The 22,382-nt window shown below is 55.2% G+C and carries 21 protein-coding genes and 1 other annotated feature; of the genes, 9 read left to right on the top strand and 12 right to left on the bottom strand.

All coding sequences use genetic code 11. The annotated features are described in order from the left end of the window. Nucleotides 1-25: 25 nt before the first annotated feature. The 8 genes from hemH to SIK97_RS01275 all read right to left on the bottom strand — a co-directional run bounded on the left by hemH (nt 26) and on the right by SIK97_RS01275 (nt 8,008). On the bottom strand, nt 26-988 hold the full coding sequence (gene hemH, locus SIK97_RS01310; protein WP_032748303.1) for a ferrochelatase: 963 nt from the start codon (nt 986-988) through the stop codon (nt 26-28). A gap of 127 nt (nt 989-1,115) precedes the next feature. Continuing rightward, nucleotides 1,116-1,760: an adenylate kinase gene (gene adk, locus SIK97_RS01305; RefSeq protein ID WP_004848363.1), complete on the bottom strand. Its 645-nt coding sequence runs from the start codon at nt 1,758-1,760 to the stop codon at nt 1,116-1,118. Between the two features lie 188 nt (nt 1,761-1,948). After that, entirely contained in the window at nt 1,949-3,823 is a 1,875-nt protein-coding gene (htpG, locus tag SIK97_RS01300) for a molecular chaperone HtpG (RefSeq protein ID WP_009653565.1), read from the bottom strand. Nucleotides 3,824-3,934: 111 nt separating this feature from the next. Further along, the gene (gene recR / locus SIK97_RS01295) at nt 3,935-4,540 is read right to left on the bottom strand and encodes a recombination mediator RecR (protein ID WP_004129946.1); all 606 of its coding nucleotides are present in this window, start codon (nt 4,538-4,540) and stop codon (nt 3,935-3,937) included. Continuing rightward, nucleotides 4,540-4,872 (bottom strand): YbaB/EbfC family nucleoid-associated protein, encoded by a 333-nt coding sequence (locus tag SIK97_RS01290; protein ID WP_004099673.1) that lies wholly within the window; start codon nt 4,870-4,872, stop codon nt 4,540-4,542. Before SIK97_RS01290 ends, recR begins: the two co-directional genes overlap by 1 nt. A 57-nt stretch (nt 4,873-4,929) precedes the next feature. Then, a complete protein-coding gene (gene dnaX / locus SIK97_RS01285; RefSeq protein ID WP_032748300.1) occupies nt 4,930-6,837 on the bottom strand; it encodes a DNA polymerase III subunit gamma/tau in 1,908 nt (635 codons plus the stop codon). Then, nucleotides 5,533-5,597: a sequence feature (DnaX frameshifting element), on the bottom strand. (Overlaps the previous gene by 65 nt.) Before the next feature lie 91 nt (nt 6,838-6,928). Beyond that, nucleotides 6,929-7,480 carry an adenine phosphoribosyltransferase gene (gene apt, locus SIK97_RS01280; protein WP_004099669.1) on the bottom strand — a complete coding sequence of 184 codons (552 nt, stop codon included), beginning with the start codon at nt 7,478-7,480 and terminating at the stop codon, nt 6,929-6,931. A gap of 150 nt (nt 7,481-7,630) precedes the next feature. Beyond that, nucleotides 7,631-8,008, bottom strand: coding sequence for a DUF454 family protein (locus tag SIK97_RS01275; RefSeq protein ID WP_032748298.1), 378 nt, complete (start codon nt 8,006-8,008; stop codon nt 7,631-7,633). A gap of 69 nt (nt 8,009-8,077) precedes the next feature. On the opposite strand from SIK97_RS01275, the gene priC reads away from it, so the two are divergent. The 3 genes from priC to SIK97_RS01260 all read left to right on the top strand — a co-directional run bounded on the left by priC (nt 8,078) and on the right by SIK97_RS01260 (nt 9,795). Beyond that, nucleotides 8,078-8,605, top strand: a complete 528-nt coding sequence (gene priC / locus SIK97_RS01270) for a primosomal replication protein N'' (RefSeq protein WP_025107143.1) — start codon at nt 8,078-8,080, stop codon at nt 8,603-8,605. Between the two features lie 14 nt (nt 8,606-8,619). Further along, entirely contained in the window at nt 8,620-8,793 is a 174-nt protein-coding gene (rsmS, locus tag SIK97_RS01265; protein WP_014228211.1) for a pleiotropic regulatory protein RsmS, read from the top strand. 66 nt (nt 8,794-8,859) lie between these two features. Next, nucleotides 8,860-9,795: an Rpn family recombination-promoting nuclease/putative transposase gene (locus SIK97_RS01260; RefSeq protein ID WP_032748296.1), complete on the top strand. Its 936-nt coding sequence runs from the start codon at nt 8,860-8,862 to the stop codon at nt 9,793-9,795. A gap of 35 nt (nt 9,796-9,830) precedes the next feature. Here SIK97_RS01260 and mscK read toward each other — a convergent pair whose 3' ends face one another. Continuing rightward, the gene (gene mscK, locus SIK97_RS01255) at nt 9,831-13,172 is read right to left on the bottom strand and encodes a mechanosensitive channel MscK (protein ID WP_032748292.1); all 3,342 of its coding nucleotides are present in this window, start codon (nt 13,170-13,172) and stop codon (nt 9,831-9,833) included. 130 nt (nt 13,173-13,302) lie between these two features. Continuing rightward, nucleotides 13,303-13,953, bottom strand: a complete 651-nt coding sequence (gene acrR / locus SIK97_RS01250; RefSeq protein ID WP_014228208.1) for a multidrug efflux transporter transcriptional repressor AcrR — start codon at nt 13,951-13,953, stop codon at nt 13,303-13,305. Between the two features lie 142 nt (nt 13,954-14,095). On the opposite strand from acrR, the gene acrA reads away from it, so the two are divergent. The 5 genes from acrA to maa all read left to right on the top strand — a co-directional run bounded on the left by acrA (nt 14,096) and on the right by maa (nt 20,288). Then, a complete protein-coding gene (acrA, locus tag SIK97_RS01245) occupies nt 14,096-15,289 on the top strand; it encodes a multidrug efflux RND transporter periplasmic adaptor subunit AcrA (protein WP_004136054.1) in 1,194 nt (397 codons plus the stop codon). Nucleotides 15,290-15,311: 22 nt separating this feature from the next. Beyond that, nucleotides 15,312-18,458 carry a multidrug efflux RND transporter permease subunit AcrB gene (acrB, locus tag SIK97_RS01240; RefSeq protein ID WP_032748290.1) on the top strand — a complete coding sequence of 1,049 codons (3,147 nt, stop codon included), beginning with the start codon at nt 15,312-15,314 and terminating at the stop codon, nt 18,456-18,458. A gap of 481 nt (nt 18,459-18,939) precedes the next feature. Further along, nucleotides 18,940-19,314, top strand: a complete 375-nt coding sequence (tomB, locus tag SIK97_RS01235) for an Hha toxicity modulator TomB (protein ID WP_025107145.1) — start codon at nt 18,940-18,942, stop codon at nt 19,312-19,314. A 26-nt stretch (nt 19,315-19,340) separates the two neighbouring features. Continuing rightward, entirely contained in the window at nt 19,341-19,559 is a 219-nt protein-coding gene (locus SIK97_RS01230; protein ID WP_004099646.1) for an HHA domain-containing protein, read from the top strand. A 162-nt stretch (nt 19,560-19,721) separates the two neighbouring features. After that, nucleotides 19,722-20,288: a maltose O-acetyltransferase gene (gene maa, locus SIK97_RS01225; RefSeq protein WP_032748289.1), complete on the top strand. Its 567-nt coding sequence runs from the start codon at nt 19,722-19,724 to the stop codon at nt 20,286-20,288. On the opposite strand, the gene SIK97_RS01220 is transcribed toward maa, so the two are convergent. Then, nucleotides 20,260-20,394, bottom strand: coding sequence for a hypothetical protein (locus SIK97_RS01220; protein WP_223226764.1), 135 nt, complete (start codon nt 20,392-20,394; stop codon nt 20,260-20,262). The two genes, maa and SIK97_RS01220, sit on opposite strands and share 29 nt — an antisense overlap. Nucleotides 20,395-20,414: 20 nt before the next feature. Here SIK97_RS01220 and SIK97_RS01215 point away from each other — a divergent pair, with 20 nt between their 5' ends. Beyond that, nucleotides 20,415-20,885 (top strand): YlaC family protein, encoded by a 471-nt coding sequence (locus SIK97_RS01215; protein WP_014228205.1) that lies wholly within the window; start codon nt 20,415-20,417, stop codon nt 20,883-20,885. Here SIK97_RS01215 and SIK97_RS01210 read toward each other — a convergent pair. Further along, on the bottom strand, nt 20,860-22,314 hold the full coding sequence (locus tag SIK97_RS01210; RefSeq protein ID WP_057173780.1) for a PLP-dependent aminotransferase family protein: 1,455 nt from the start codon (nt 22,312-22,314) through the stop codon (nt 20,860-20,862). The genes SIK97_RS01215 and SIK97_RS01210 overlap by 26 nt on opposite strands. Nucleotides 22,315-22,382 lie beyond the last annotated feature (68 nt).

The following is a 22,382-nucleotide window of genomic DNA, read 5'->3' as shown; positions in this document are numbered from 1 at the left end:
AGCATACTCCCCGCCGCACGCGCGATCAGCGATATTTCGCCGTCAGGTTGACCATCATTTCAATATGCGCGGTGTCCGCATTAAGCGCCGGAATGTACTCATATTGCTGGCCGCCGGCTTCGAGGAAGATTTCCCGGTTCTGCACCGCGATCTCCTCCAGCGTCTCCAGGCAATCGGCGGAAAAGCCGGGGCAGATAACCTGAATATGCTTCACCCCTTTCTCACCGAGCATTTTCAGCGTTTCGTCGGTGTAGGGCGTCAGCCAGGGCTCACGACCAAAGCGCGACTGGAACGTCATCATCACCCGGTCAGGCGGCAGCCCCAGGGCTGAAACCAGCTCACGGGTCGTATCGCGGCAGCGCTGAGGATAGGTATCCCCTTGCTGGGCGTACCGCTGAGGGATGCCATGATAGGAGAGCAGCAGTAAATCTGGCTCACCGTGCACCGCAAAGGACGCGCGCACGCTGGCGGCCAGCGCGTGAATATAGTCCACGTCATCGGCGTAGTCGCGAATAAAAGAGATGCCGGGGATGGCGCGCTTTTTGGCAAGGATACGCCCTAGTTCATCCCAGACCGCCGCCACGGTGGAGCAGGAGTATTGCGGATAGAGCGGTAGCACCACGATATGCTCCACGCCCTGCTCCAGCAGTTCATCAACCGCGCTCTCCAGCGACGGCGAACCGTAGCTCATCCCCAGCGCCACCGGCGTATCCGGAAGCCGCGCGGCCAGCGCCTGCCGCTGCTGCTGGCTATAGACCATCAGCGGCGAGCCGTCTTCCATCCAGATGGACTGATAGAGCTTAGCGACCCGGGGCGCTCGCAGGGGCAGTATCACGCCGCGCAGCAGCGGCCACCACAGTAGACGGGAGGTATCCACCACGCGCCGATCGCTAAGAAACTGTCGTAGATAGCGCTTTACCGCGTCGGGCGTGGGCGCATCGGGAGTGCCTAAATTGGCTAATAAGATACCTGTTTTCGTCTGATGCATTACCGCCTCTTAACCATTTGAATCGCTGACAATTGTAGCTGAAATGGCGCTAAACGGAACCAATCATAGAAAAAGGTAAAATGAGAGGAGTTCTCACCCCGCCGCGGCGGGGTGAGAACTAACGGAATTAACCGAGGATTTTTTCCAGTTCAACGCGAACGTCGGCCACCGCTTTGGTGCCATCGACTTTCGCGTACTGGGTATTGCCCGCTTCGGCTTCTTTCTGATAGTAGCCGATCAGCGGAGCCGTCATCTGATGATACTCAACCAGACGCTTACGCACGGTCTCTTCCTGGTCGTCTTTACGGGTGGTCAGCTCTTCGCCGGTCACGTCGTCTTTGCCTTCAACTTTCGGCGGATTAAATTTGATGTGGTAAACGCGGCCGGAAGCTGCGTGAACGCGACGCCCGATGATGCGGTCAACGATCAGTTCGTCAGGAACATCGAATTCCAGCACGTAATCCACGGTGATACCCGCTTCTTTCATGGCGTCAGCCTGCGGAATGGTGCGCGGGAAGCCGTCCAGCAGAAAACCGTTGCGGCAATCTTCCTGAGTAATACGCTCTTTGACCAGGGCGATAACCAGTTCGTCGGTGACCAGCTTACCGGCGTCCATAATATCTTTCGCCTGTTTGCCCAGCTCGGAGCCTGACTTCACCGCGGCACGCAGCATGTCGCCGGTGGAGATTTGCGGAATACCGTATTTCTCCATGATGAACTGAGCCTGAGTTCCTTTACCCGCGCCCGGAGCGCCAAGCAGAATAATACGCATTACGAAAATCCCCTCAAAAGTTGATTCAATTTTTCAAAAAACGCTAAACCATACCACCAGAACGCGGATGGCTCAAGGAAGGCGGGGCGGCTGAAACGGTTAATGGTGAGATATTTTACGTAGAGTGCGGTTTGATGCCCTCACTCCGGCCCTCTCCCAGCGGGAGAGGGGTAGAGTGAGGGTAAAGATTACGACGCCAGCAGCTGGTTCATGCGGCGGATAAACTGGTTCGGATCTTCCAGCGTACCGCGCTCGGCCAGCAGCGCCTGATCGAGCAGCAGCTCAACCCACTCGCCGAACTGCGCATCATCCTGGGTATCCGCCGCGCGTTTTACCAGCGGATGCAGCGGGTTCAGTTCAAAGATGTACTTCACTTCCGGCGCGGCCTGGCCCGCAGCGGCAAACAGTTTTGCCATCTGGGTGCTCATTTCATCCGCGTCGGTGGTGACGATGGCCGGCGTATCGGTCAGACGATGGGTCAGACGAACCTCTTTCACCCGGTCGCCAAGCAGCGTTTTGGCACGCTCAACGAACGGCTCCAGCGCCTTCTCGGCTTCTTTAGTGGTTTCATCCACTTCGTCCGTCAGCTTATCCAGCGACTCATCGGCTTTCGCCACCGACTGGAACGGCTTACCGTCGAACTCGGTCAGATAGCTCATCATCCACTCGTCGATGCGATCGGAAAGCAGCAGCACTTCAATGCCTTTTTTACGCAGCAGTTCCAGATGCGGGCTGCTTTTCGCGGCGGCGTAGCTGTCGGCGGTAATGTAGTAAATCTTCTCCTGCCCTTCTTTCATGCGGGAGACGTACTCTTCCAGCGACACGGTCTGCGCGGCGGAGTCGGTATGGGTGCTGGCGAAACGCAGCAGTTTGGCGATGGCCTGCTGGTTGGCCTGATCTTCCGCCGGCCCCTCTTTCAGCACGAGGCCAAACTGCTGCCAGAAGGTCTGATATTTTTCCGCGTCGTCTTTCGCCAGTTTTTCCAGCATCTGCAGGGCGCGTTTGCTCAGCGCGGTACGCAGATTGCGGGTGACGCTGCTGTCCTGAAGGATTTCACGCGACACGTTCAGCGGCAGATCGTTAGAGTCGACCAGGCCGCGGACGAAACGCAGGTAGTTGGGCATAAACTGCTCGGCGTCATCCATGATGAAGACGCGCTGCACGTACAGCTTCAGGCCGTGTTTATGATCGCGATTCCACATATCCCACGGCGCCTGCGACGGGATATACAGCAGGCTGGTGTACTCCTGCTTACCTTCAACGCGGTTGTGGCTCCAGGTCAGCGGATCGCTGTAATCGTGGGCAATGTGCTTATAAAACTCGTTGTACTCGTCGTCTTTGATTTCCGACTTATTGCGCGTCCACAGCGCCTGGGCTTTGTTAATTTTCTCCCAGCTAATGACGGTTTCGCCGTCAACGTCTTCGCGTTTTTCAATTTCCACCGGCAGCGCGATGTGATCGGAGTATTTGCTGATGATCGAACGCACGCGCCAGTCGTTGAGGAAATCGTCCTCGCCTTCGCGCAGGTGCAGCGTGATCTCGGTACCGCGATCGGCTTTGTTAATGTCGGCAACGGTATATTCGCCTTCGCCAGCGGATTCCCAGAAGACGCCGTTTTCGGCGCTGTCGCCCGCCGCGCGGGTACGGACGGTAACTTTATCGGCAACAATAAACGCCGAATAGAAGCCCACGCCGAACTGGCCAATCAGCTGGCTGTCTTTCGCCTGGTCAGAACCCATGGACTCAAGGAACGCTTTGGTGCCGGACTTGGCGATGGTGCCGAGATGGTCGATGACCTCATCGCGATTCATACCAATGCCGTTATCGGCGATGGTCAGGGTGCGGTTGTCTTTATCAAATGAAACACGCACGCGCAGCTCGCCGTCGCCTTCGTACAGATCCGGCTGGGACAGCGCGCGGAAGCGCAGCTTGTCGGCCGCATCGGAGGCGTTGGAAATCAGCTCACGCAGGAAAATTTCTTTATTGGAATAAAGAGAATGGATCATCAGGTGCAGAAGCTGCTTGACCTCTGACTGAAAACCACGAGTTTCTTGTCCTTTCATCTAAATCAACCTCAACAATGCCATTGTTAATGGTAAAAAAACCGTTGAGGGTGAGATGGGGACAGAGGGAGAAGTTTTCAAGCGGAGGCCCCGAAAAGCGCCTCCGTTTGATTAAAAACGAATCTTATGCCGCCCGGCGAGCGAGTGGGATAGCGTCGTGCCGTCAACCATCTCCAGCTCGCCGCCGACCGGTACGCCATGGGCGATACGGCTCGCGTCTACGCCATACTGCGCGCAGAGCTCGGCGATATAATTGGCCGTCGCCTCCCCTTCTACCGTTGGGTTGGTCGCGAGGATCACTTCCTGCATCGATTCGTCACGCAGACGCTGTTCCAGACGATCGAGCCCAATGTCATCCGGCCCGATACCGTCAAGCGGCGACAGGTGGCCCATCAGCACAAAGTAGCGACCGGAAAACTGCCCGGTCTGCTCGATAGCGTAGATATCCGCTGGGCTCTCTACCACGCAGATCTGGCCGTTTTCCTTGCGCCGAGGGTTGCTGCAAATATTGCACACCTCCTGCTCGGTGAAGGTACGGCAATCGGCGCAGTGGCCGATTTCCGACATCGCGCGCGTTAGCGCCTGCGCCAGGCGCATTCCGCCGCTGCGGTCGCGCTGCAGCAGGGTAAACGCCATGCGCTGCGCCGACTTCGGGCCGACGCCCGGCAGGCAGCGCAGTGCTTCCATAAGCTGCGTTAACAGCGGACTGGTCTGCATCAGAACGGCATCTTAAAGCCTGGCGGCAGCTGCATACCGGCGGACACGGACGCCATTTTTTCTTTCTGCGTCTCTTCGATGCGGCGGGCGGCGTCGTTAAACGCGGCAGCCACCAGATCTTCCAGCATCTCTTTGTCGTCTTCCAGCAGGCTCGGGTCGATCTCAACGCGACGGCAGTTGTGCGCGCCGTTGATGGTGACTTTTACCAGGCCTGCGCCGGATTCACCGGTCACTTCCAGCCGGGCCACTTCTTCCTGCATCTGCTGCATTTTTTCTTGCATCTGCTGGGCCTGCTTCATCAGGTTACCCAGACCGCCTTTTCCACCAAACATAGGCTTCTCTCTCAGTAAGTCATCGTTAAGGATGCTGACCGCAAGTCAGACTTGCAATCAAATGGGGCGAATACTCTCTTCATCCAGGTCCGCATCGAAGAATCGACGCAGCGTCTGAATGTTATTATCCGCAATAATCGCTTCACGCGCCTGCGCGAGCTTTTCTTCATAAATTGCCTGCCGCCACTCAAGCGGCGTGCGCATCGCGGGATTATCATCTTCCACGATGGTCAATTCAACCGGCGTACCGTACAAAATACCGAGCGCTTCCGCCAGCTTTTGCTGCGCGCCCGCCGAATTCAGGTGACGCTGGCTCGGACGCAGATGCAGGCAGACGCGATTGCCCTCCTGCTCTTTCCAGGCGTTCAGGGCGACCTGCTCCACCAGTTTGGGTACCGCAAGCCGGCTGACTTCCGCCGCCCAGCTATCGCGCTCGACCGCTTCGACTGCCAGCTTTGCCGCCAGTTCCGGCGTTTTTTCATGCTCCAGCGCTTTTTTCAGCGCCTTCGGCGTCGCTACTTCTTCTTTTACGGCTTCAACAACCGTCGTCGATTTCCAGCGATAGGCTTCCTTTTTCGCCGGCGCTTTCTCCAGCGCAGCCGCCGCCGGACGCGCCTGTACGCGTTCGGTAATTGAACTCAGTCGTTCCAGCGCAGCGTTATTCACCGGCCGCGCGCGGGAAGCGGCTGCCGGTTCACTCTTTTTTGGTGTGGGCGCTCCCTGGCTACGCTGCAGCTGGCTGCGGGCCGCCAGCACCTGGCTGGTGGTCTGCGGCAAATTCGGCGGCGGCGACGGCGGCGCGGATGCCGGGACAGCCTGCTGAGCCGGTGCGGCCTGAATAGCCTGCACCGGCGGCGCCTCCGGTTCCGGCAGCGGCATACGCGGATGGAAAGCCAGCGCACGCAGAAGCGTCATCTCGACGCCCATTCGTCTGTCCGGGGCGTACGGGAGCTCTTTGCGGCCAATCAGTAGCGTTTGATAGTACAGCTGAACATCGGTTGGCGGCACCGTCCGCGCCAGCTCGCGCATGCGCAGCTCAATCGCGGCCATATCCGTTCCCAGCGCCGACGGCGAGAGCTGAACCATCGCAATACGGTGCAGCAGGCTTTGCATCTCCACCAGCAAGGCCTCCCACTCCACGCCGCGGGCGGCAGCCTCATTGACGCCGGCCATGACCCGCTCGCCGTCGGCAGCCACCAGCGCCTCAATCAGCGAAAGCGCCTGATCGTCGTCAAGGGTGCCGAGCATGGTGCTGACGGATTCAGCCGTCAGGCGACCGTCGCCGCTGGCAATGGCCTGATCGGTCAGGCTTAACGCATCGCGCAGGCTACCGTCCGCCGCGCGTGACAGCAGCTGCAGCGCGCGCGGTTCAAAAACGATCTGCTCGGCGCCGAGAATATGCTCCAGCTGATGGCGAATCTGTTCGACGTCCAGCGCCTTAAGATGGAACTGCAGGCAGCGGGAAAGAATAGTCACCGGCAGCTTCTGCGGATCGGTCGTCGCCAGCAGAAATTTAACGTGCGCCGGCGGCTCCTCCAGCGTTTTTAACAACGCGTTGAAGCTGTGGCGCGAAAGCATATGGACTTCATCGATCAGATAGACCTTGAAGCGACCGCGGGCCGGCGCGTACTGGACGTTATCCAGCAGATCGCGGGTATCTTCGACTTTGGTGCGCGAGGCGGCATCGATCTCAATCAGATCGACAAAGCGCCCCTGTTCTATTTCACGGCAGTTATCGCAGACGCCGCACGGCGTGGCGGTAATGCCGGTTTCGCAGTTTAATCCTTTTGCCAACAGGCGCGCGATAGAGGTTTTACCGACTCCGCGGGTACCGGAAAAAAGATATGCGTGGTGAATGCGCCCTAACGACAAGCCGTTCGCCAGTGCGGTCAGCACATGTTCCTGGCCGACGACGTCAGCAAAGGTTTGTGGGCGCCATTTACGGGCTAAGACCTGATAACTCATGGGCTGGCTCTGAAACGCTGGAAGGTGAAATCACGAGGGGTCATGCTATCACAGCCCCGCTCAATCAGCGAGGCTATGTGGCGGGATTTGCTTAGTGGCCCGGGAAAGGGACCAGGCTATAGCAGTTGATTCCCAGTTTTTCCAGGCGCTGCTCGCCGCCCAGATCGAACAGATTAATAATAAAGGCCGCATCGTGCACTTCACCGCCCAGGCGACGAATAAGCTTCACGGTGGCGTCAATGGTGCCGCCGGTTGCCAGCAGATCGTCAACCACCAGGACTTTATCGCCTTCTTTGATCGCATCGACATGGATTTCCAGCTGATCGGTGCCGTACTCAAGCTCGTAGCTTTCTGCGATAGTTTCACGCGGCAGCTTACGCGGCTTGCGTACCGGAACAAAGCCTACGCCCAGCGCCAGCGCAACCGGTGCGCCAAATAAGAAGCCACGCGCCTCGGTGCCCACCACTTTGGTAATCCCCGCGTCTTTATAACGCTCGGCCAGCAGCTCAATGCTGAGCGCGTAGGCCTTCGGGTCTTCCAGCAAGCTGGTGACATCACGGAAAAGGATGCCAGGTTTCGGATAGTCCTGGATGCTTTGGATGCTGTTCTTCAGATATTCAAGCTGCTGTGCTGTTGCGGTCATAAGTGTATGCCTGATTAAAACGGTGTTACTCGCGGGCATGCCAAATGGGCCAAAGAAACTTTTGTTTAACCTTTGACCAGGCTTACCCGCGCTCGAAAACGCCAGAATTTACTGGCTGTCAGCGACAATTGCAACCATCATTATTGCGCATCAGTGCTTTTGTTGCTTTGCATCAACCACCGGAATGCGCCACATAAATATCAGCAGACAGGTCAGAATGATCAGCAGCAAGATGCGCACCCAGGTAAGATTAACCAGCCACAGCGAAATGGCAAAGGTCAGCAAAATCATCGCGACCGCCCGCGGCTTCGCGCCCGGCGGCATGGCGCGGTAATTCTGCCAGTGACGCAGGTAGCCGCCAAACCATGAGCGATACAAAAGCCAGTGGTGAAAGCGCGGCGACGAGCGCGCAAAGCACCAGGCGGCAAGCAGGATAAACGGCGTCGTCGGCAGTAGCGGTAAAAACACGCCCAGCGTTCCCAGCGCTACCGCCAGCCAGCCAATGATGATCAAAATAATACGTGGCATAATGCGAATCGTTATCACGAAGATAACGCTAATGTAGCACAGTTGCTTATCAGGGGATGGAGGAGTTATTTGAAAACCGCCCGGCTTTTACATTCACTGGAAAACCAGCTTGCGGAGCTGGCCGCTCAGGTGGCGCCCATGGCCAATCACGCGACCCTCAGCCCGCGCTTCGATCGTCAGCTGTTCCGTACCCGCAGCACGCAGATGCAGGCTTATCTCAATGAGGCCAGAGACGGCTTAACGGCGTTAAAACAGGCGGCCGAACGCCAGCAGCTTGCGCAGGTCGCCTGGCTGGCAGAACGTCTCGTTGCTCAAATCGCCGCGATTAACCGGGAAACGGCGACCTGGTCATTACGCGCCTGGGATAGCGCGTCGCCAACGCTTAGCCGCTGGCAGCGCCGACGTCTACAGCATCAGGAGTATGAACGGCGCCTGCTGGCCATGCGCAACGACCGACAGAGACGACTGGCGCAAGCCATAAGCCTTGATGACCAGCAGCGGCTGGCAAAGGAAGTTGAAGCCTATACCGGGCGTCTGGCCCGCTGTCGCGACGCGCTGGAAAAAATTGAAAACAGACTGGCCCGCTTAACGCGCTAACGGGAGGAAGAAGTATGTCGCTGGAAAATGCCCCTGACGAGGTCAAGCTGGCCGTCGATTTAATTATGCTGCTTGAGGAGAATAAAGTTCCTGCGCAAACCGTGCTAGCTGCGCTGGAAATTATCCGTCGAGACTATGAAAACAAAGTAAAAAGTGCGGAAGAGGCCTCGCAAAACGCACAGGAGTAGCCTGTTGGCGGATCTTTAGGGGTGGCAGAGTTGTCGCCTGCCCCTTACCACAACGGATAGATGCTCATGGAAAGATTCTCACGTACGCCGCACGATGCTATTTTTCGTCAAATGCTGGCCCAGAAAGAGGTCGCTCGCGATTTTTTACAGCTTTATCTTCCCGCGCAGTTTTTAAGTATCTGCGATCTCAATACGCTGCAGCTGGCTTCCGGCAGCTTTATCGAAGAAGACCTGCGATCCAGCTACTCCGACATTCTCTACTCCCTGCAAACGCAGCACGGCGCGGGATATATCTACGCGCTGATTGAACATCAAAGCTCGCCGGATAAGCTGATGGCTTTTCGCCTGATGCGCTATACGCTGGCCGCCATGCAGCGCCACCTGGATGCCGGCCACAATACGCTGCCGCTGGTGGTCCCGATTCTGTTTTATCACGGCACCGTCAGCCCCTGGCCACATACGCTCAACTGGCTCCAGCTTTTTGACCTTCCTGAGCTTGCCGGCGCGCTGTACGGCGGAGATTTTCCGCTGGTGGACCTGACCGTTATGCCAGATAATCATATCCTCCGCCACCAGCGTATGGCGATGCTGGAACTGTTGCAAAAGCATATTCGCCAGCGCGATCTGGCCGAACTGCAACCGATGCTGATTACGCTGCTGGCGCAAGGATATCTGACGGAAAACCAGATCAATACCCTCATCAGCTATATGCTGCAGGCGGGAACCACGGAAAAACCCGGGCCCCTGATTCGAGAGCTGGCGAAGCAGTCGCCCAGGCACAAGGAGCTACTGATGACAATTGCCGAATGGCTGGAAGAGAAAGGCCGTAAAAAAGGTAGAAAAGAAGGCAGACAGGAAGGTTTGCAGGAAGGTTTGCAGGAGGGCCGTAGAGAAATCTCGCGCAGCATTGCCCTGAAAATGCTCGCCTGCGGGCTGGAGCCGAAGATGGTGATGGAACTGACCGGTCTGAGCCAGGAAGAACTCTCCTCGCTCAGCCATTAACATCTGCGGGGCGGATACCCACCGCCCCGTTATGCTTAGCTTATCGCCGGGGAGGCATTGTCGCCCTTATCCCGCTTCACCTCTGTCACTTCATCGCCCTTCTCATTGCGCAGATGCACCTCCAGCTGGTTAAAGGCGATGTCAATATTGTTCTCGCGGCACAAACGATCGATAGCGCGGTTAAGCTCATCCACCGCATAGCTGCGATCGCGAAGTTCACGCACGTACAGGCGCAGTTCATGATCGAGCGTGCTGGCGCCGAAGGTGGTAAAGAAGACCGAGGGCGCGGGCTCTTGCATCACTTTCGGATGCTCATGCGCGGCCTGGAGCAGCACTTCTTTAACCTTATCCAGGTCGGAACCATAGGCCACGCCAAGGCGGATGACCACGCGGGTGACGGTGTCGGAGAGCGACCAGTTGATCAAGCGTTCCGTCACGAAGGCCTTATTCGGGATAATGACCTCTTTACGGTCAAAATCGGTGATCGTCGTGGCGCGAATGCGGATTTTGCTGACGGTACCGGAGAAGGTACCAATGGTCACCGTATCGCCAATACGCACCGGGCGCTCAAAGAGAATAATCAGACCGGAAACAAAGTTACCGAAGATTTCCTGTAAGCCAAACCCTAAACCAACCGACAGGGCGGCCGCCAGCCACTGAAGTTTGTCCCATGAAACGCCCAACGAGCCAAATACCGTCATCGCGCCAATAACAATAATGGCGTAATTAAGGATGGTCGTAATTGCATACGACGCCCCCTGGCGCATATTGAGTCTCGATAGCACCAGCACTTCCAGCAGGCCCGGCAGGTTGCGGATTAACGCCCAGGCGACCATCGACGCGACAATCGCGAACAGCAGGCTGCCCATGGTGACGCTTTTCACGGCGCTGACGCCGGCTTCCGTACCGTTGTAATGCCACAGCGTAATACTGTCGAGATAGGCGAACACGGTGATCAGATCGGACCAAATCGCCCAGAACAGCACGGCAAACAGCGCAATCATCACCAGCATCGTAATACGCAGCGTTTGCTGGTTAACCTGCTCCAGGGCAATCGTCGGCTCTTCCTGGGGTTCGGCCCCTTCAGCGCCCTCTTTAACCAAATGCTGACGACGCGCCAGCGCACGGCGCCAGGCAATACGCCGGGCGGCCACGCTCAGGCCGCGCAGAACGGTCTGGTACAGCAGGTTCCACAGCATCACCAGGTAAACGGTTTCAATCCAGCGGCCGGCCAGACGCAGCGTCGTGTAGAAGTAGCCGGTTGCCGTCAGCACCATCAGGGCGATGGGCACAATCGATAGCACGGTGACGGTGATAAGGCGCAGGCTGTGGGACTCTTTATCACGCCAGCTCTCGCGGCACATCGGCAAAACAAGCACCGCAATCAGCAGCAGGTTGAGGAAAATAACAAACTGCCCGAGCACGTCATCCATCAGGTGCAGCGGCGACAGCTCCGACATCACCGACCAGAAATTGAGCGGCAGCAGCGCAAGGCTGACGCGGACAATCTGCCGCCGCCAGTGGCTGGTCAACTGCGACGGCATATTAAAGTGGCGCACCGCCACGCCGTCTTTTTCCAGCACCTTCCAGCACAGGCCAAACACCAGCCAGAACAGCGCCAGCTTCTTACTATAGGCCCACAGCAAATCGCTGATATTCAGCTGCATGGTCAGCAGAATCAGGCCAATGGCCAGAATCACCAGCACCACAGGCAGCGCGCGGATCAGATCGATAAGAATCGCTTTCGGCGTATGAAGCTGAGTGTCATTGCGCAGTTGCCCCACCTGTGAAGCCAGCTTCGCCTGATACGCTTTCAGCCAGTTAAGGCGCCAGCGAATCAGACCGGCAATCAGCAGCAACGGCAGGCCGGCAAGGAAAGCGATAAATACCGCAGGCCAGGCTTTTTCCCAGTTTACGGTGATTTTCATCGCCTTAAACTGCCCTTTCAGCGCTTCCGGGAAGGCTTTAACCCACTCCCAGTCCATCGGACGGTTACTGTTTACCCAAAAAATCTGCTGCGTCAGAATGGCTTTCAGGTTGGTCGACACGCTCATTAACTGCTGCTGATTGATCTGCAGGTTAATGGCCATCATCAGCTGGTTACCCAGCTGTTTGTTGAACTGATCGAGCAGCTCCCGGCGCATATCAACGATTTCGAGAAGCGCGCTATGCACTTCGGCATTGACATCGCTGCTGTGCCCTTCCTCCAGCTTCGCGACGTACGCATCGCTCTGGAACAACGCATCGCGCTGCTGGTTAACCTCAAACTGTTCGAGGCGCAGGTCGGCGATGCGGTTCGTCATATCGCTCAACTCCTCCGCAGAGGGCAGCGTTTGCTGCTGCTGATAAAGGATACGCGACAGCAGCAGGCTGCCTTTCAGCACGGAAATCTGCTCTTTTATGTCACGCTCGGATTGCAAAGCGCGATCGAGCCAGGTCTTCACTTTGATGTTGCGCTGAACCAGCTGATTACCATTTTCCGTCGCCGAAATCAGCCTTTGGCTAAGCTGGTGGTTAATCTCCAGCTCCTGCTTCACCAGCGGGTTTGCCTGAATACGCGCCGTTTCGTCCGGGGAAACCGCTTCCTGAGCCGTCTTTTCCGTCAGCGTCAGGCGCTTGCTATTCACCGCTTCCTGCAATAACTGAAGCTGGTGTTCAAGACGGTTGCTGTAGGCGGTGATGTAATCACGCTGCTTTTGCAGGGTATCCTGCAGGACCGTGTTACCTTCCAGGCTTTTGCGCTGCTGGTCTATCTGCGCATTCAGCAGAGCCTGCTGAGCCAGCAGCAAACTCTGCTGGGTAGGACGCAGCGTCTCCTCGCCCGTCGAGGTGCCATTCAGGCGGTTACGGATCTGCTGCAGCTGCTGCGAAGCGGAGTACATCGCATTCTGCACACGTTCCGGCTGGGTTTGTAGGGAGACTAACTGGCTGTTATAGGTTGCCAGATCGTTCTGCGCGTTTTGCAAATCGTCCAGCGTCTGAGAGACGCGTGATTCCAGCTGACGTAGCGATAACGTGCTCAACGTTTTACGCGTCGCCTCATCATCGGGAACATCGCTTAGCGCGTTGAGGCTATCGATAGCCTGATTCATTTTCGCTGGCGCCTGAGCCACCTGCTGACGCAGCTGCGTCGTTTCCGACTTAATGCGTTCGATTTTATCGAGGGTTTCCAGGGTCTGGGTCAGGTCCTGCTGAACCAGCTTGTCCTGCGGAGTCAGCTCTTTTTGCTTATTCAGCGTCGTGAGCTGGCTTTGCACCTCGGAACGTTCGGGTAAGTCAGCCGCCAGCGCCGTGTTAACGCTAATACAGCCGATAAAAAACATCAGGGTAAGAACAAAAGCGGATATGGCGTTTCGCCAACGGATAGTATGCAGCATAGTGTTAACATGAGTGATTGCAAAAGCCGGAGAATACCGGGGATCGTCGCAGCGCGAAGAATAGCACTTCTGTTATCGCGCGAATAGCGGCGGACAGCAGGAAAAATACCCCTTTTGTCCGCGAGGATACTTAAGCTTCCGCGCCTTCAGAACTGCGCAAGGAGGGGCATAATTGATACATTTCAAGCAGCGTTTCGACATATGCCCGCGCTTCATGCTGCAGATCGAAAGCGTTGGGCGCCAGCAGCCAGTTCTCCATCAGGCCAGAAAGATAGCTGCGCATTAAAATCGCCGCCCGCCGGGTGAGTAAATTGGCGGGCAGCATCTTCGCCGCAATGCACTCGTTTAATGTCTGCTCGATACGATCGTAGCTCTCAAGGCATAAACTTCGCTGCGCTTCTTGCAGCGTGACCATCTCTCCGACGAACTCGCATTTATGGAAAATGATTTCCATCATCAAGCGCCTGCGTTTTTCTGTCACCGTTGCTTCAAGGATATACACTAAGATCTCTCTGACAACTGACAGTGGATCGTTGGGGAATTTTGCCCGATACTCAACTTCGAGATCGTTGATGTTGGCTTCTGAAAGCACCCATATTTCATTAAATAAATCTGATTTATTTTTGAAATGCCAATAGATAGCGCCCCTCGTCACACCGGCCTCTTTTGCAATTGCGGCCAGCGAGGTGGATGATACGCCTTGCTGCGAAAACAGACGCAGAGCAACATCCAGAATATGTTGCCGGGTCTCAAGCGCCTGTTGTTTGGTTTTTCGTGCCATAGGTCGATGAGTTTACAGAGGTTACGTTTACATACATTTGTGAATGTATGTACCATAGCATGACCATAATAGAAACACAGCAGTGGGTTTGTGGTCGATTGAGCCACTGAACAATTTGAAATTGGACACTCGAGGTTTACATATGAACAAAAACAGAGGGTTAACGCCTCTGGCGGTCGTTCTGATGCTCTCAGGCAGCTTAGCGCTAACAGGATGTGACGACAAACCGGCTCAGCAAGGAGCCCAACAAATGCCGGAAGTCGGTATTGTGACGCTCAAATCCGCTCCTCTACAAATTACTACCGAACTGCCAGGCCGTACCAGCGCCTATCGCGTTGCGGAAGTTCGTCCTCAGGTCAGTGGCATTATTCTTAAACGTAACTTCACCGAAGGGAGCGATATCCAGGCAGGGGTATCTCTTTATCAAATCGATCCGGCGACCTATCAGGCCACTTATGAAAGCGCGAAAGGCGATTTAGCCAAAGCGCAGGCCGCGGCAAATATGGATCAGCTGACGGTTAAACGTTATCAGAAACTGTTAGGCACTAAGTACATCAGCCAACAGGATTACGATACTGCCGTCGCGACCGCGCAACAGAGCAACGCCGCCGTGGTTGCCGCCAAAGCAGCGGTTGAAACAGCGCGCATTAATCTGGCCTACACCAAAGTCACCTCGCCAATCTCAGGCCGCATTGGTAAATCCGCGGTCACAGAAGGTGCTCTGGTGCAAAACGGCCAAACCACCGCCCTGGCGACCGTGCAACAGCTGGATCCTATCTATGTTGACGTGACGCAATCGAGCAACGATTTCCTGCGTCTGAAACAAGAGCTGGCCAACGGCAAGCTGCAGCAGGAAAACGGTAAAGCGAAGGTTGAGCTGGTGACGAACGACGGTCTGAAATACCCGCAGAACGGTACGCTGGAGTTTTCTGACGTCACCGTTGATCAGACCACTGGTTCTATCACGCTGCGCGCCATTTTCCCGAACCCGGATCACACTCTGCTGCCGGGGATGTTCGTCCGCGCGCGTCTGGAAGAAGGCGTCAACCCGGATGCGCTGCTGGTTCCTCAGCAGGGCGTAACCCGCACCCCGCGCGGCGATGCCAGCGCGATGGTCGTCGGCGAAGGTGATAAAGTCGAAGTTCGCCAGATTACCGCCACTCAGGCTATTGGTGATAAATGGCTGGTCACCGAAGGGCTGAAAACGGGCGATCGCGTCATCATCACCGGTCTGCAAAAAGTCAGACCAGGCGTGCAGGTAAAAGCGCAGGAAGTCGTTTCTGACGATAAACAGCAAGCCGCAGGCAACGCTCAGTCAGAACAACCCAAGTCTTAACTTAAACAGGAGCCGTTAAGACATGCCTAATTTCTTTATCGATCGCCCCATATTTGCGTGGGTGATCGCCATTATCATCATGCTGGCTGGGGGGTTATCGATCCTCAAGTTGCCGATAGCGCAATATCCGACGATTGCGCCGCCGGCAATTTCCATTACAGCCATGTACCCCGGTGCCGATGCTGAAACCGTGCAGAACACCGTGACCCAGGTTATCGAACAGAACATGAACGGTATCGATCACCTGATGTACATGTCTTCTAATGGTGACTCCACCGGTACAGCAACCATCACCCTCACCTTTGAATCCGGTACCGATCCGGATATCGCCCAGGTACAGGTTCAGAACAAGCTGGCGCTGGCGACGCCGCTGCTGCCGCAAGAAGTTCAGCAGCAGGGTATTAGCGTTGAAAAGGCATCCAGCAGCTTCCTGATGGTTGTCGGCGTTATCAATACCAACGGCACCATGAATCAGGATGACATTTCTGACTATGTTGCCGCCAACATGAAGGATTCGATTAGCCGTACCAGCGGCGTCGGTGACGTACAGCTGTTCGGTTCTCAGTACGCGATGCGTATCTGGATGGATCCGAACAAGCTTAATAACTTCCAGCTGACGCCGGTTGACGTGATCAGCGCCCTGAAAGCGCAGAACGCCCAGGTTGCAGCAGGACAGTTAGGCGGTACTCCACCGGTGAAAGGTCAGCAGCTGAACGCCTCCATCGTGGCGCAGACCCGTCTGACCAATACTGAAGAGTTCGGCAACATTCTGCTGAAGGTTAACCAGGATGGTTCCCAGGTGCGTCTGCGCGATGTCGCGAAGATTGAGCTGGGTGGTGAGAACTATGACGTTATCGCGAAGTTTAACGGTCAGCCCGCGTCCGGTCTGGGTATTAAGCTCGCGACCGGCGCGAACGCGCTGGATACCGCCAACGCCATTCGTGCCGAACTGAAGAAAATGGAACCTTTCTTCCCGTCAGGCCTGAAGATTGTTTACCCGTATGACACCACCCCCTTCGTGCAGATCTCCATTCACGAAGTGGTGAAAACGCTGGTTGAAGCCATCATTCTGGTGTTCCTGGTGATGTACCTGTTCCTGCAGAACTTCCGCGCAACGCTGATTCCGACTATCGCCGTGCCGGTCGTACTGCTGGGGACGTTCGCTATCCTCGCGCTGTTCGGCTTCTCGATAAACACCCTCACCATGTTTGGTATGGTGCTCGCCATAGGCCTGCTCGTGGATGACGCCATCGTGGTGGTGGAAAACGTCGAGCGTGTAATGGCCGAAGAAGGGCTACCGCCGAAGGAGGCCACGCGTAAATCAATGGGCCAGATTCAGGGCGCGCTGGTGGGTATCGCGATGGTGCTTTCGGCGGTATTTATCCCGATGGCCTTCTTCGGCGGTTCTACCGGTGCGATTTACCGTCAGTTCTCGATCACTATCGTTTCCGCGATGGCGCTGTCGGTACTGGTGGCACTGATTCTGACCCCGGCGCTCTGCGCCACGATGCTGAAACCCATCCAGAAAGGCAGCCATGGCGCCACCACCGGCTTCTTCGGTTGGTTTAACCGCATGTTCGATAAGAGCACGCATCACTACACCGATAGCGTAGGCAATATCCTGCGCAGTACCGGTCGTTATCTGGTGCTGTACCTGATCATCGTTGTCGGCATGGCCTGGCTGTTCGTTCGTCTGCCAAGTTCGTTCCTGCCGGACGAAGACCAGGGCGTCTTCCTGAGCATGGCGCAGCTGCCTGCTGGCGCAACTCAGGAGCGTACCCAGAAAGTTCTGGATGAGATGACCGACTACTATCTCACCAAAGAGAAAAACAACGTTGAATCGGTATTCGCCGTAAACGGCTTTGGTTTCGCGGGTCGTGGGCAAAACACCGGTATCGCGTTCGTTTCTCTGAAGGACTGGAGCCAGCGTCCGGGCGAAGAGAACAAAGTTGAGGCGATTACCGGTCGCGCAATGGGGTATTTCTCGCAGATTAAAGACGCAATGGTCTTCGCCTTTAACCTGCCGGCAATTGTTGAACTGGGTACCGCAACGGGCTTTGACTTCCAGCTTATCGACCAGGCGGGACTGGGGCATGAAAAACTGACCCAGGCACGTAACCAGCTCTTTGGTATGGTCGCGCAGCATCCTGACGTCTTAACCGGCGTGCGTCCAAACGGACTGGAAGATACTCCGCAGTTTAAAGTGGATATCGATCAGGAAAAAGCGCAGGCTCTCGGCGTGTCTATCAGCGACATTAACACGACGCTTGGCGCAGCATGGGGTGGTAGCTACGTCAACGACTTCATTGACCGCGGTCGCGTGAAGAAAGTGTATATCATGTCTGAAGCGAAATACCGTATGCTGCCGGAAGATATCGGCAACTGGTACGTACGCGGCAGCGATGGACAGATGGTGCCCTTCTCCGCCTTCTCGACTTCACGCTGGGAATACGGCTCGCCGCGTCTGGAGCGTTACAACGGTCTGCCATCAATGGAAATCCTCGGCCAGGCGACACCGGGCAAGAGTACCGGTGAAGCGATGAACCTTATGGAAGAGCTGGCGGGTAAACTGCCTGCGGGTATTGGCTATGACTGGACCGGTATGTCTTATCAGGAACGGTTGTCAGGCAACCAGGCACCAGCGCTGTACGCTATCTCGCTGATTGTCGTCTTCCTGTGCCTGGCGGCGCTGTATGAAAGCTGGTCGATTCCGTTCTCGGTCATGCTGGTTGTTCCGCTGGGGGTTGTGGGTGCGCTGCTGGCGGCTACCTTCCGTGGATTAACCAACGACGTCTACTTCCAGGTTGGTCTGCTGACCACCATCGGCCTGTCGGCGAAGAACGCGATACTTATCGTTGAATTCGCCAAGGACCTGATGGATAAAGAGGGCAAAGGCCTGATCGAAGCCACGCTGGAAGCCGTTCGTATGCGTCTGCGTCCGATTCTGATGACCTCGCTGGCGTTCATCCTTGGGGTCATGCCGCTGGTTATCAGCTCCGGCGCAGGCTCCGGCGCGCAGAACGCCGTCGGTACTGGCGTAATGGGTGGGATGGTGACCGCGACGGTGCTGGCGATTTTCTTCGTGCCGGTGTTCTTCGTGGTGGTTCGCCGCCGCTTTAGTAAGAAAAATGAGGATATTGAGCACAGCCATCCGGTTGAGCATCATTAATCTCTCTCCTCTCAGGGCCGCATTTGCGGCCCTTTTCTTTTGTTCCTCGTTAAAACGCACGGATTGTTATTGTCTAATTTATAAGCTGAGATATAATATTTAATGATGAGTCGCGGTGCTTATCTCCATTTTTTTTCCACAATTTCTTTCCCGCGCCCCTAACTCAGAATATTCTTAATCACTGATTTTATGTATGGTTGTCTCTCTATAACGGCTAAACGCGTCGGCTAACCTGATGAAATATAAGGTCAGTATTCGTTTTTTCCGATCGGGGTAACGGCACGATATAATAAAGTCCGAGGCATTGAAGATAAAAGGACGCTGATAATTGTAATTTTTCGTAATAGCACGATGAAATCTTTTTAAGAGTGGATTATAGTTAAACAGCAAGATTACAATGTATGTGTCAGGTCTGTTAGTCGTGTTCATCCCACAACGGTGTCGATAATCGTCGTTTAAACCACTCAAAAGGGGATGCGTTATGGACGAATACTCGCCAAAAAGACATGATATTGCGCAGCTTAAATTTCTCTGCGAAACCCTGTATCATGACTGTCTTGCAAACCTGGAAGAGAGCAACCACGGCTGGGTTAATGACCCGACCTCGGCTGTCAATCTTCAACTTAATGAATTGATCGAGCACATTGCCGCGTTCGCACTTAATTATAAAATTAAGTATGCAGAGGATAATAAGCTGATTACCCAGATTGACGAATATCTGGATGACACTTTCGTCTTGTTCAGCAACTACGGCATTAACAGCGCAGATCTGCAGAAATGGCGTAAATCTGGCAATCGGTTATTCCGCTGCTTTGTCAACGCCTGTCGGGAAAACCCGGCCAGTCTTTCTTGTTAGTATTATTACAATCAAAAGGTGAATTTATGTCTGATAAAACATTAACCAAAATAGACTATTTGATGCGTTTACGACGCTGTCAGACAATTGATACGCTGGAGCGCGTAATTGAAAAAAATAAATATGAACTTTCCGATAATGAACTGGCGGTATTTTACTCAGCGGCCGACCATCGTCTTGCTGAGCTGACGATGAATAAACTGTATGACAAGATCCCCCCTTCAGTCTGGAAATTTATCCGCTAGTTTATTTCAAATGAAAGTCATACATCTCGTGCCGAAAACGCCCCTCTCTCGTGATGATAATAAGTGTGACAGTGCTCACAGATGTTGGCTCAATGCGAATATGAAACCGGTTTCTTTTTTATACTATGGCGGCCTAACGATAAGGAAATAAGGAAAGCCTCCATGAGCGAAGAGAAACAAAAAATGATTGCCGGCGAACTGTATCTGGCAGGTGACGCCACGTTGAAAGCCGATCGTCTGCGGGCCAGACAGCTGCTGCACCGCTACAATCATTCGGCGCCTGAAGAACGTGAATTAAGAAACGCATTACTTTCTGAACTGCTTGGGCACGCGAGTGACGCGTATATCGAACCCACATTTCGCTGTGACTATGGCTACAATATCTTCCTCGGCAAAAATTTCTACGCTAACTTTGATTGCGTCATGCTTGACGTCTGTCCAATTCATATTGGCGATAACTGCATGCTGGCGCCGGGCGTGCATATTTATACCGCTACGCATCCCCTTGACCCTGTCGACCGCAACAGTGGTCAAGAGTACGGAAAACCCGTCACCATTGGCCACAATGTGTGGATTGGCGGCCGGGCAGTGATTAATCCAGGCGTCACTATCGGCGATAATGCCGTGGTGGCGTCGGGGGCCGTCGTAGTAAAAAATGTGCCGGCAAACGCCGTCGTCGGCGGAAACCCGGCACGGATAATCAAAATGCTGGAGAGCGAAAAACGGTAACTGTTATGCTTTTCTGCAACCAATCTGTTACTTTCCCCATGGATTTACGCAACATAAAATAGCCTTCAGGCTGAGCCCGGTTTGTCACGCCTGGATACGGGCTCATGGCAGAATTTGGGGAATAAGATGACAGAAATACAGCTGCTGCTGAAGAGCACCATTGATGAGCTTAATGTGAAAGAGAAGCGCGACAACCGTCCGCGCTTTAGCATTAGCTTTATTCGCAACCATCCATGGCTTTTTGTCGCCATGTACGCGGCTTTCCTGGCCACGCTTATTGTGATGCTACGTTCCGAAACGCTGGTAGATTCTGTCTGGCTGTTAATTGTGTTATTTGTTCTGCTAAACGGTTTCTTTTTCTTCGACGTCTACCCGCGCTATCGTTATGAAGATATTGACGTTCTTGATTTCCGCGTGTGCTACAACGGTGAGTGGTACAACACCCGATTTGTCCCTGAGCAGCTGCTTGAACGCATCCTGCAATCGCCACGCGTCGGCGGCGAACAAAAGGCTCAGCTACAAAAAATGATCGCCACCAAAGGCGAACTCTCCTTTTACGATGTGTTTTCTCTTACCCGCGTCGGTCCAGCGCAATAAGACGGCTCAGCGTCCGTACCGCAGCCATAAAATGCGAGGCGGACGTATTACCGTAGCCCAGAACAAAGCCGCTTCGCGCCGTGTTTACATCCAGGTAAAAACGGCTTAACGCCCCGGGTGCCAGCTGAAACCGCCGGGCCTGCTGCACAATCGCCAGGTCATCCACGTTGTCGATAGCAACGGTCAGGTGCAGGCCCCCCTCGCCGCCAAACAGTTCATAAGGATGCCTGAGCTCTTGAGCCAGAATCTCCCGCAGCTGCTGCTGACGTTTACGGTATAAACGGCGCATGGCGGCTAAATGACGTGCGTAGTGCCCCTCTTCAATGAACAACGCCAGCGCCCTCTGTTCGGCCCAATGTCCGCCGCGTAATAGCGAACCAATGGCGCCACGTGCGGCCTCCGCCAGCGCGGGAGGCATCACCATAAAGCCAATGCGCAGCGCCGGAAATAGCGTTTTGCTGAATGTCCCCAGATAAACCACCGGCGCCTGCCTGGCCATCCCCAGCATGGCCGGAATGGGCTCACCGCTGTAGCGAAACTCGCTGTCGTAATCATCTTCAATAATCCATGAATCATGCCGGCGGGCATACTCCAGTAGCGCCAGTCGCCTCCCGGCGCTCATCACTGCCCCGCAGGGGTATTGATGGGAAGGTGAAGTAAAGATCAATCGCGGCGCTTCACTATCATTATGACTATCAAAACGCATCCCTTCATGATCAACCGGCACGCCCTCTATATGAAGTCCGGATTTGAGAAAAATGCTTTTTGCTCCCGGATAGCCGGGTTCTTCTACCCATGCCGTATCGCCAGCGACGCTCAGCAAATGCGTGCATAAATCGACGCCTTCCAGCGCACCTTCCGTAATCACAATCTGGCTGGCTTCACAGCGGATCCCCCGCGAGAGCGCAAGGTGGCGGGCAATGGCTTTTCGCAGTACGAGCTCTCCCTGCGCATCGCCGTAGCCCAATAATGCGCTTCCCTCTTCACGCAGTACGCGATCCAGGAGCCGGCGCCAGATGGAAAGCGGAAAGTAGTTAACCGCAGGCATTCCCGGCGTAAAGAGCAGCGTGGGTGAATCACGATGGATTGCCGCCGGTAATCCCTGTAAGTATTCAGGGAGCACAATATGGCGCGCCTCAACGTCCCCCTCTCCCTGAGTTCCTAAAGGCGCGACGGACGTCCCCTGGCGGCTACGTAATAAATACCCCTCTATCGCCAGCTGCTCCAGCGCGCCGTTGACGGTGTTGCGCGACAGTCCCAGACGCTGGGCCATGGCGCGCGAGCCGGGTAAACGGCTATCACCTGCCAGCGCCCCCTGCAAAATCGCCTCGCGTAGTGTCTGATAGAGCGTACGCTGCAGGGTTCCACCTCCCCTGCCGCGCAGGGCCTGCTCCAGTAAAGCAAAAAAAGCATCATCCGGAATATTCATCATCGCTCCTCATGGCACCCTAAAAACATACTCCTGTGGTTCTTTTTATGGAACCAACAAGCGCCTAA

Origin of the sequence: Klebsiella sp. JN_Kp126, from assembly GCF_033843325.1 — a bacterium.
In the GTDB taxonomy this organism is placed as follows: domain Bacteria; phylum Pseudomonadota; class Gammaproteobacteria; order Enterobacterales; family Enterobacteriaceae; genus Klebsiella; species Klebsiella michiganensis.
This window is presented reverse-complemented; position numbering and strand designations above follow the sequence as displayed.

Bases quoted from the DNA above. Each gene is read 5' to 3' on its own strand.
- acrA (WP_004136054.1), top strand. From the start codon at position 14,096: ATGAACAAAAACAGAGGGTTAACGCCTCTGGCGGTCGTTCTGATGCTC.
- dnaX (WP_032748300.1), bottom strand. From the start codon at position 6,837: ATGAGTTATCAGGTCTTAGCCCGTAAATGGCGCCCACAAACCTTTGCT.
- maa (WP_032748289.1), top strand. From the start codon at position 19,722: ATGAGCGAAGAGAAACAAAAAATGATTGCCGGCGAACTGTATCTGGCA.
- SIK97_RS01230 (WP_004099646.1), top strand. From the start codon at position 19,341: ATGTCTGATAAAACATTAACCAAAATAGACTATTTGATGCGTTTACGA.
- adk (WP_004848363.1), bottom strand. From the start codon at position 1,760: ATGCGTATTATTCTGCTTGGCGCTCCGGGCGCGGGTAAAGGAACTCAG.
- apt (WP_004099669.1), bottom strand. From the start codon at position 7,480: ATGACCGCAACAGCACAGCAGCTTGAATATCTGAAGAACAGCATCCAA.
- htpG (WP_009653565.1), bottom strand. From the start codon at position 3,823: ATGAAAGGACAAGAAACTCGTGGTTTTCAGTCAGAGGTCAAGCAGCTT.
- recR (WP_004129946.1), bottom strand. From the start codon at position 4,540: ATGCAGACCAGTCCGCTGTTAACGCAGCTTATGGAAGCACTGCGCTGC.
- mscK (WP_032748292.1), bottom strand. From the start codon at position 13,172: ATGCTGCATACTATCCGTTGGCGAAACGCCATATCCGCTTTTGTTCTT.
- acrB (WP_032748290.1), top strand. From the start codon at position 15,312: ATGCCTAATTTCTTTATCGATCGCCCCATATTTGCGTGGGTGATCGCC.
- SIK97_RS01290 (WP_004099673.1), bottom strand. From the start codon at position 4,872: ATGTTTGGTGGAAAAGGCGGTCTGGGTAACCTGATGAAGCAGGCCCAG.
- tomB (WP_025107145.1), top strand. From the start codon at position 18,940: ATGGACGAATACTCGCCAAAAAGACATGATATTGCGCAGCTTAAATTT.
- SIK97_RS01210 (WP_057173780.1), bottom strand. From the start codon at position 22,314: ATGAATATTCCGGATGATGCTTTTTTTGCTTTACTGGAGCAGGCCCTG.
- acrR (WP_014228208.1), bottom strand. From the start codon at position 13,953: ATGGCACGAAAAACCAAACAACAGGCGCTTGAGACCCGGCAACATATT.
- SIK97_RS01275 (WP_032748298.1), bottom strand. From the start codon at position 8,008: ATGCCACGTATTATTTTGATCATCATTGGCTGGCTGGCGGTAGCGCTG.
- hemH (WP_032748303.1), bottom strand. From the start codon at position 988: ATGCATCAGACGAAAACAGGTATCTTATTAGCCAATTTAGGCACTCCC.
- SIK97_RS01260 (WP_032748296.1), top strand. From the start codon at position 8,860: ATGGAAAGATTCTCACGTACGCCGCACGATGCTATTTTTCGTCAAATG.
- SIK97_RS01220 (WP_223226764.1), bottom strand. From the start codon at position 20,394: ATGAGCCCGTATCCAGGCGTGACAAACCGGGCTCAGCCTGAAGGCTAT.
- SIK97_RS01215 (WP_014228205.1), top strand. From the start codon at position 20,415: ATGACAGAAATACAGCTGCTGCTGAAGAGCACCATTGATGAGCTTAAT.
- rsmS (WP_014228211.1), top strand. From the start codon at position 8,620: ATGTCGCTGGAAAATGCCCCTGACGAGGTCAAGCTGGCCGTCGATTTA.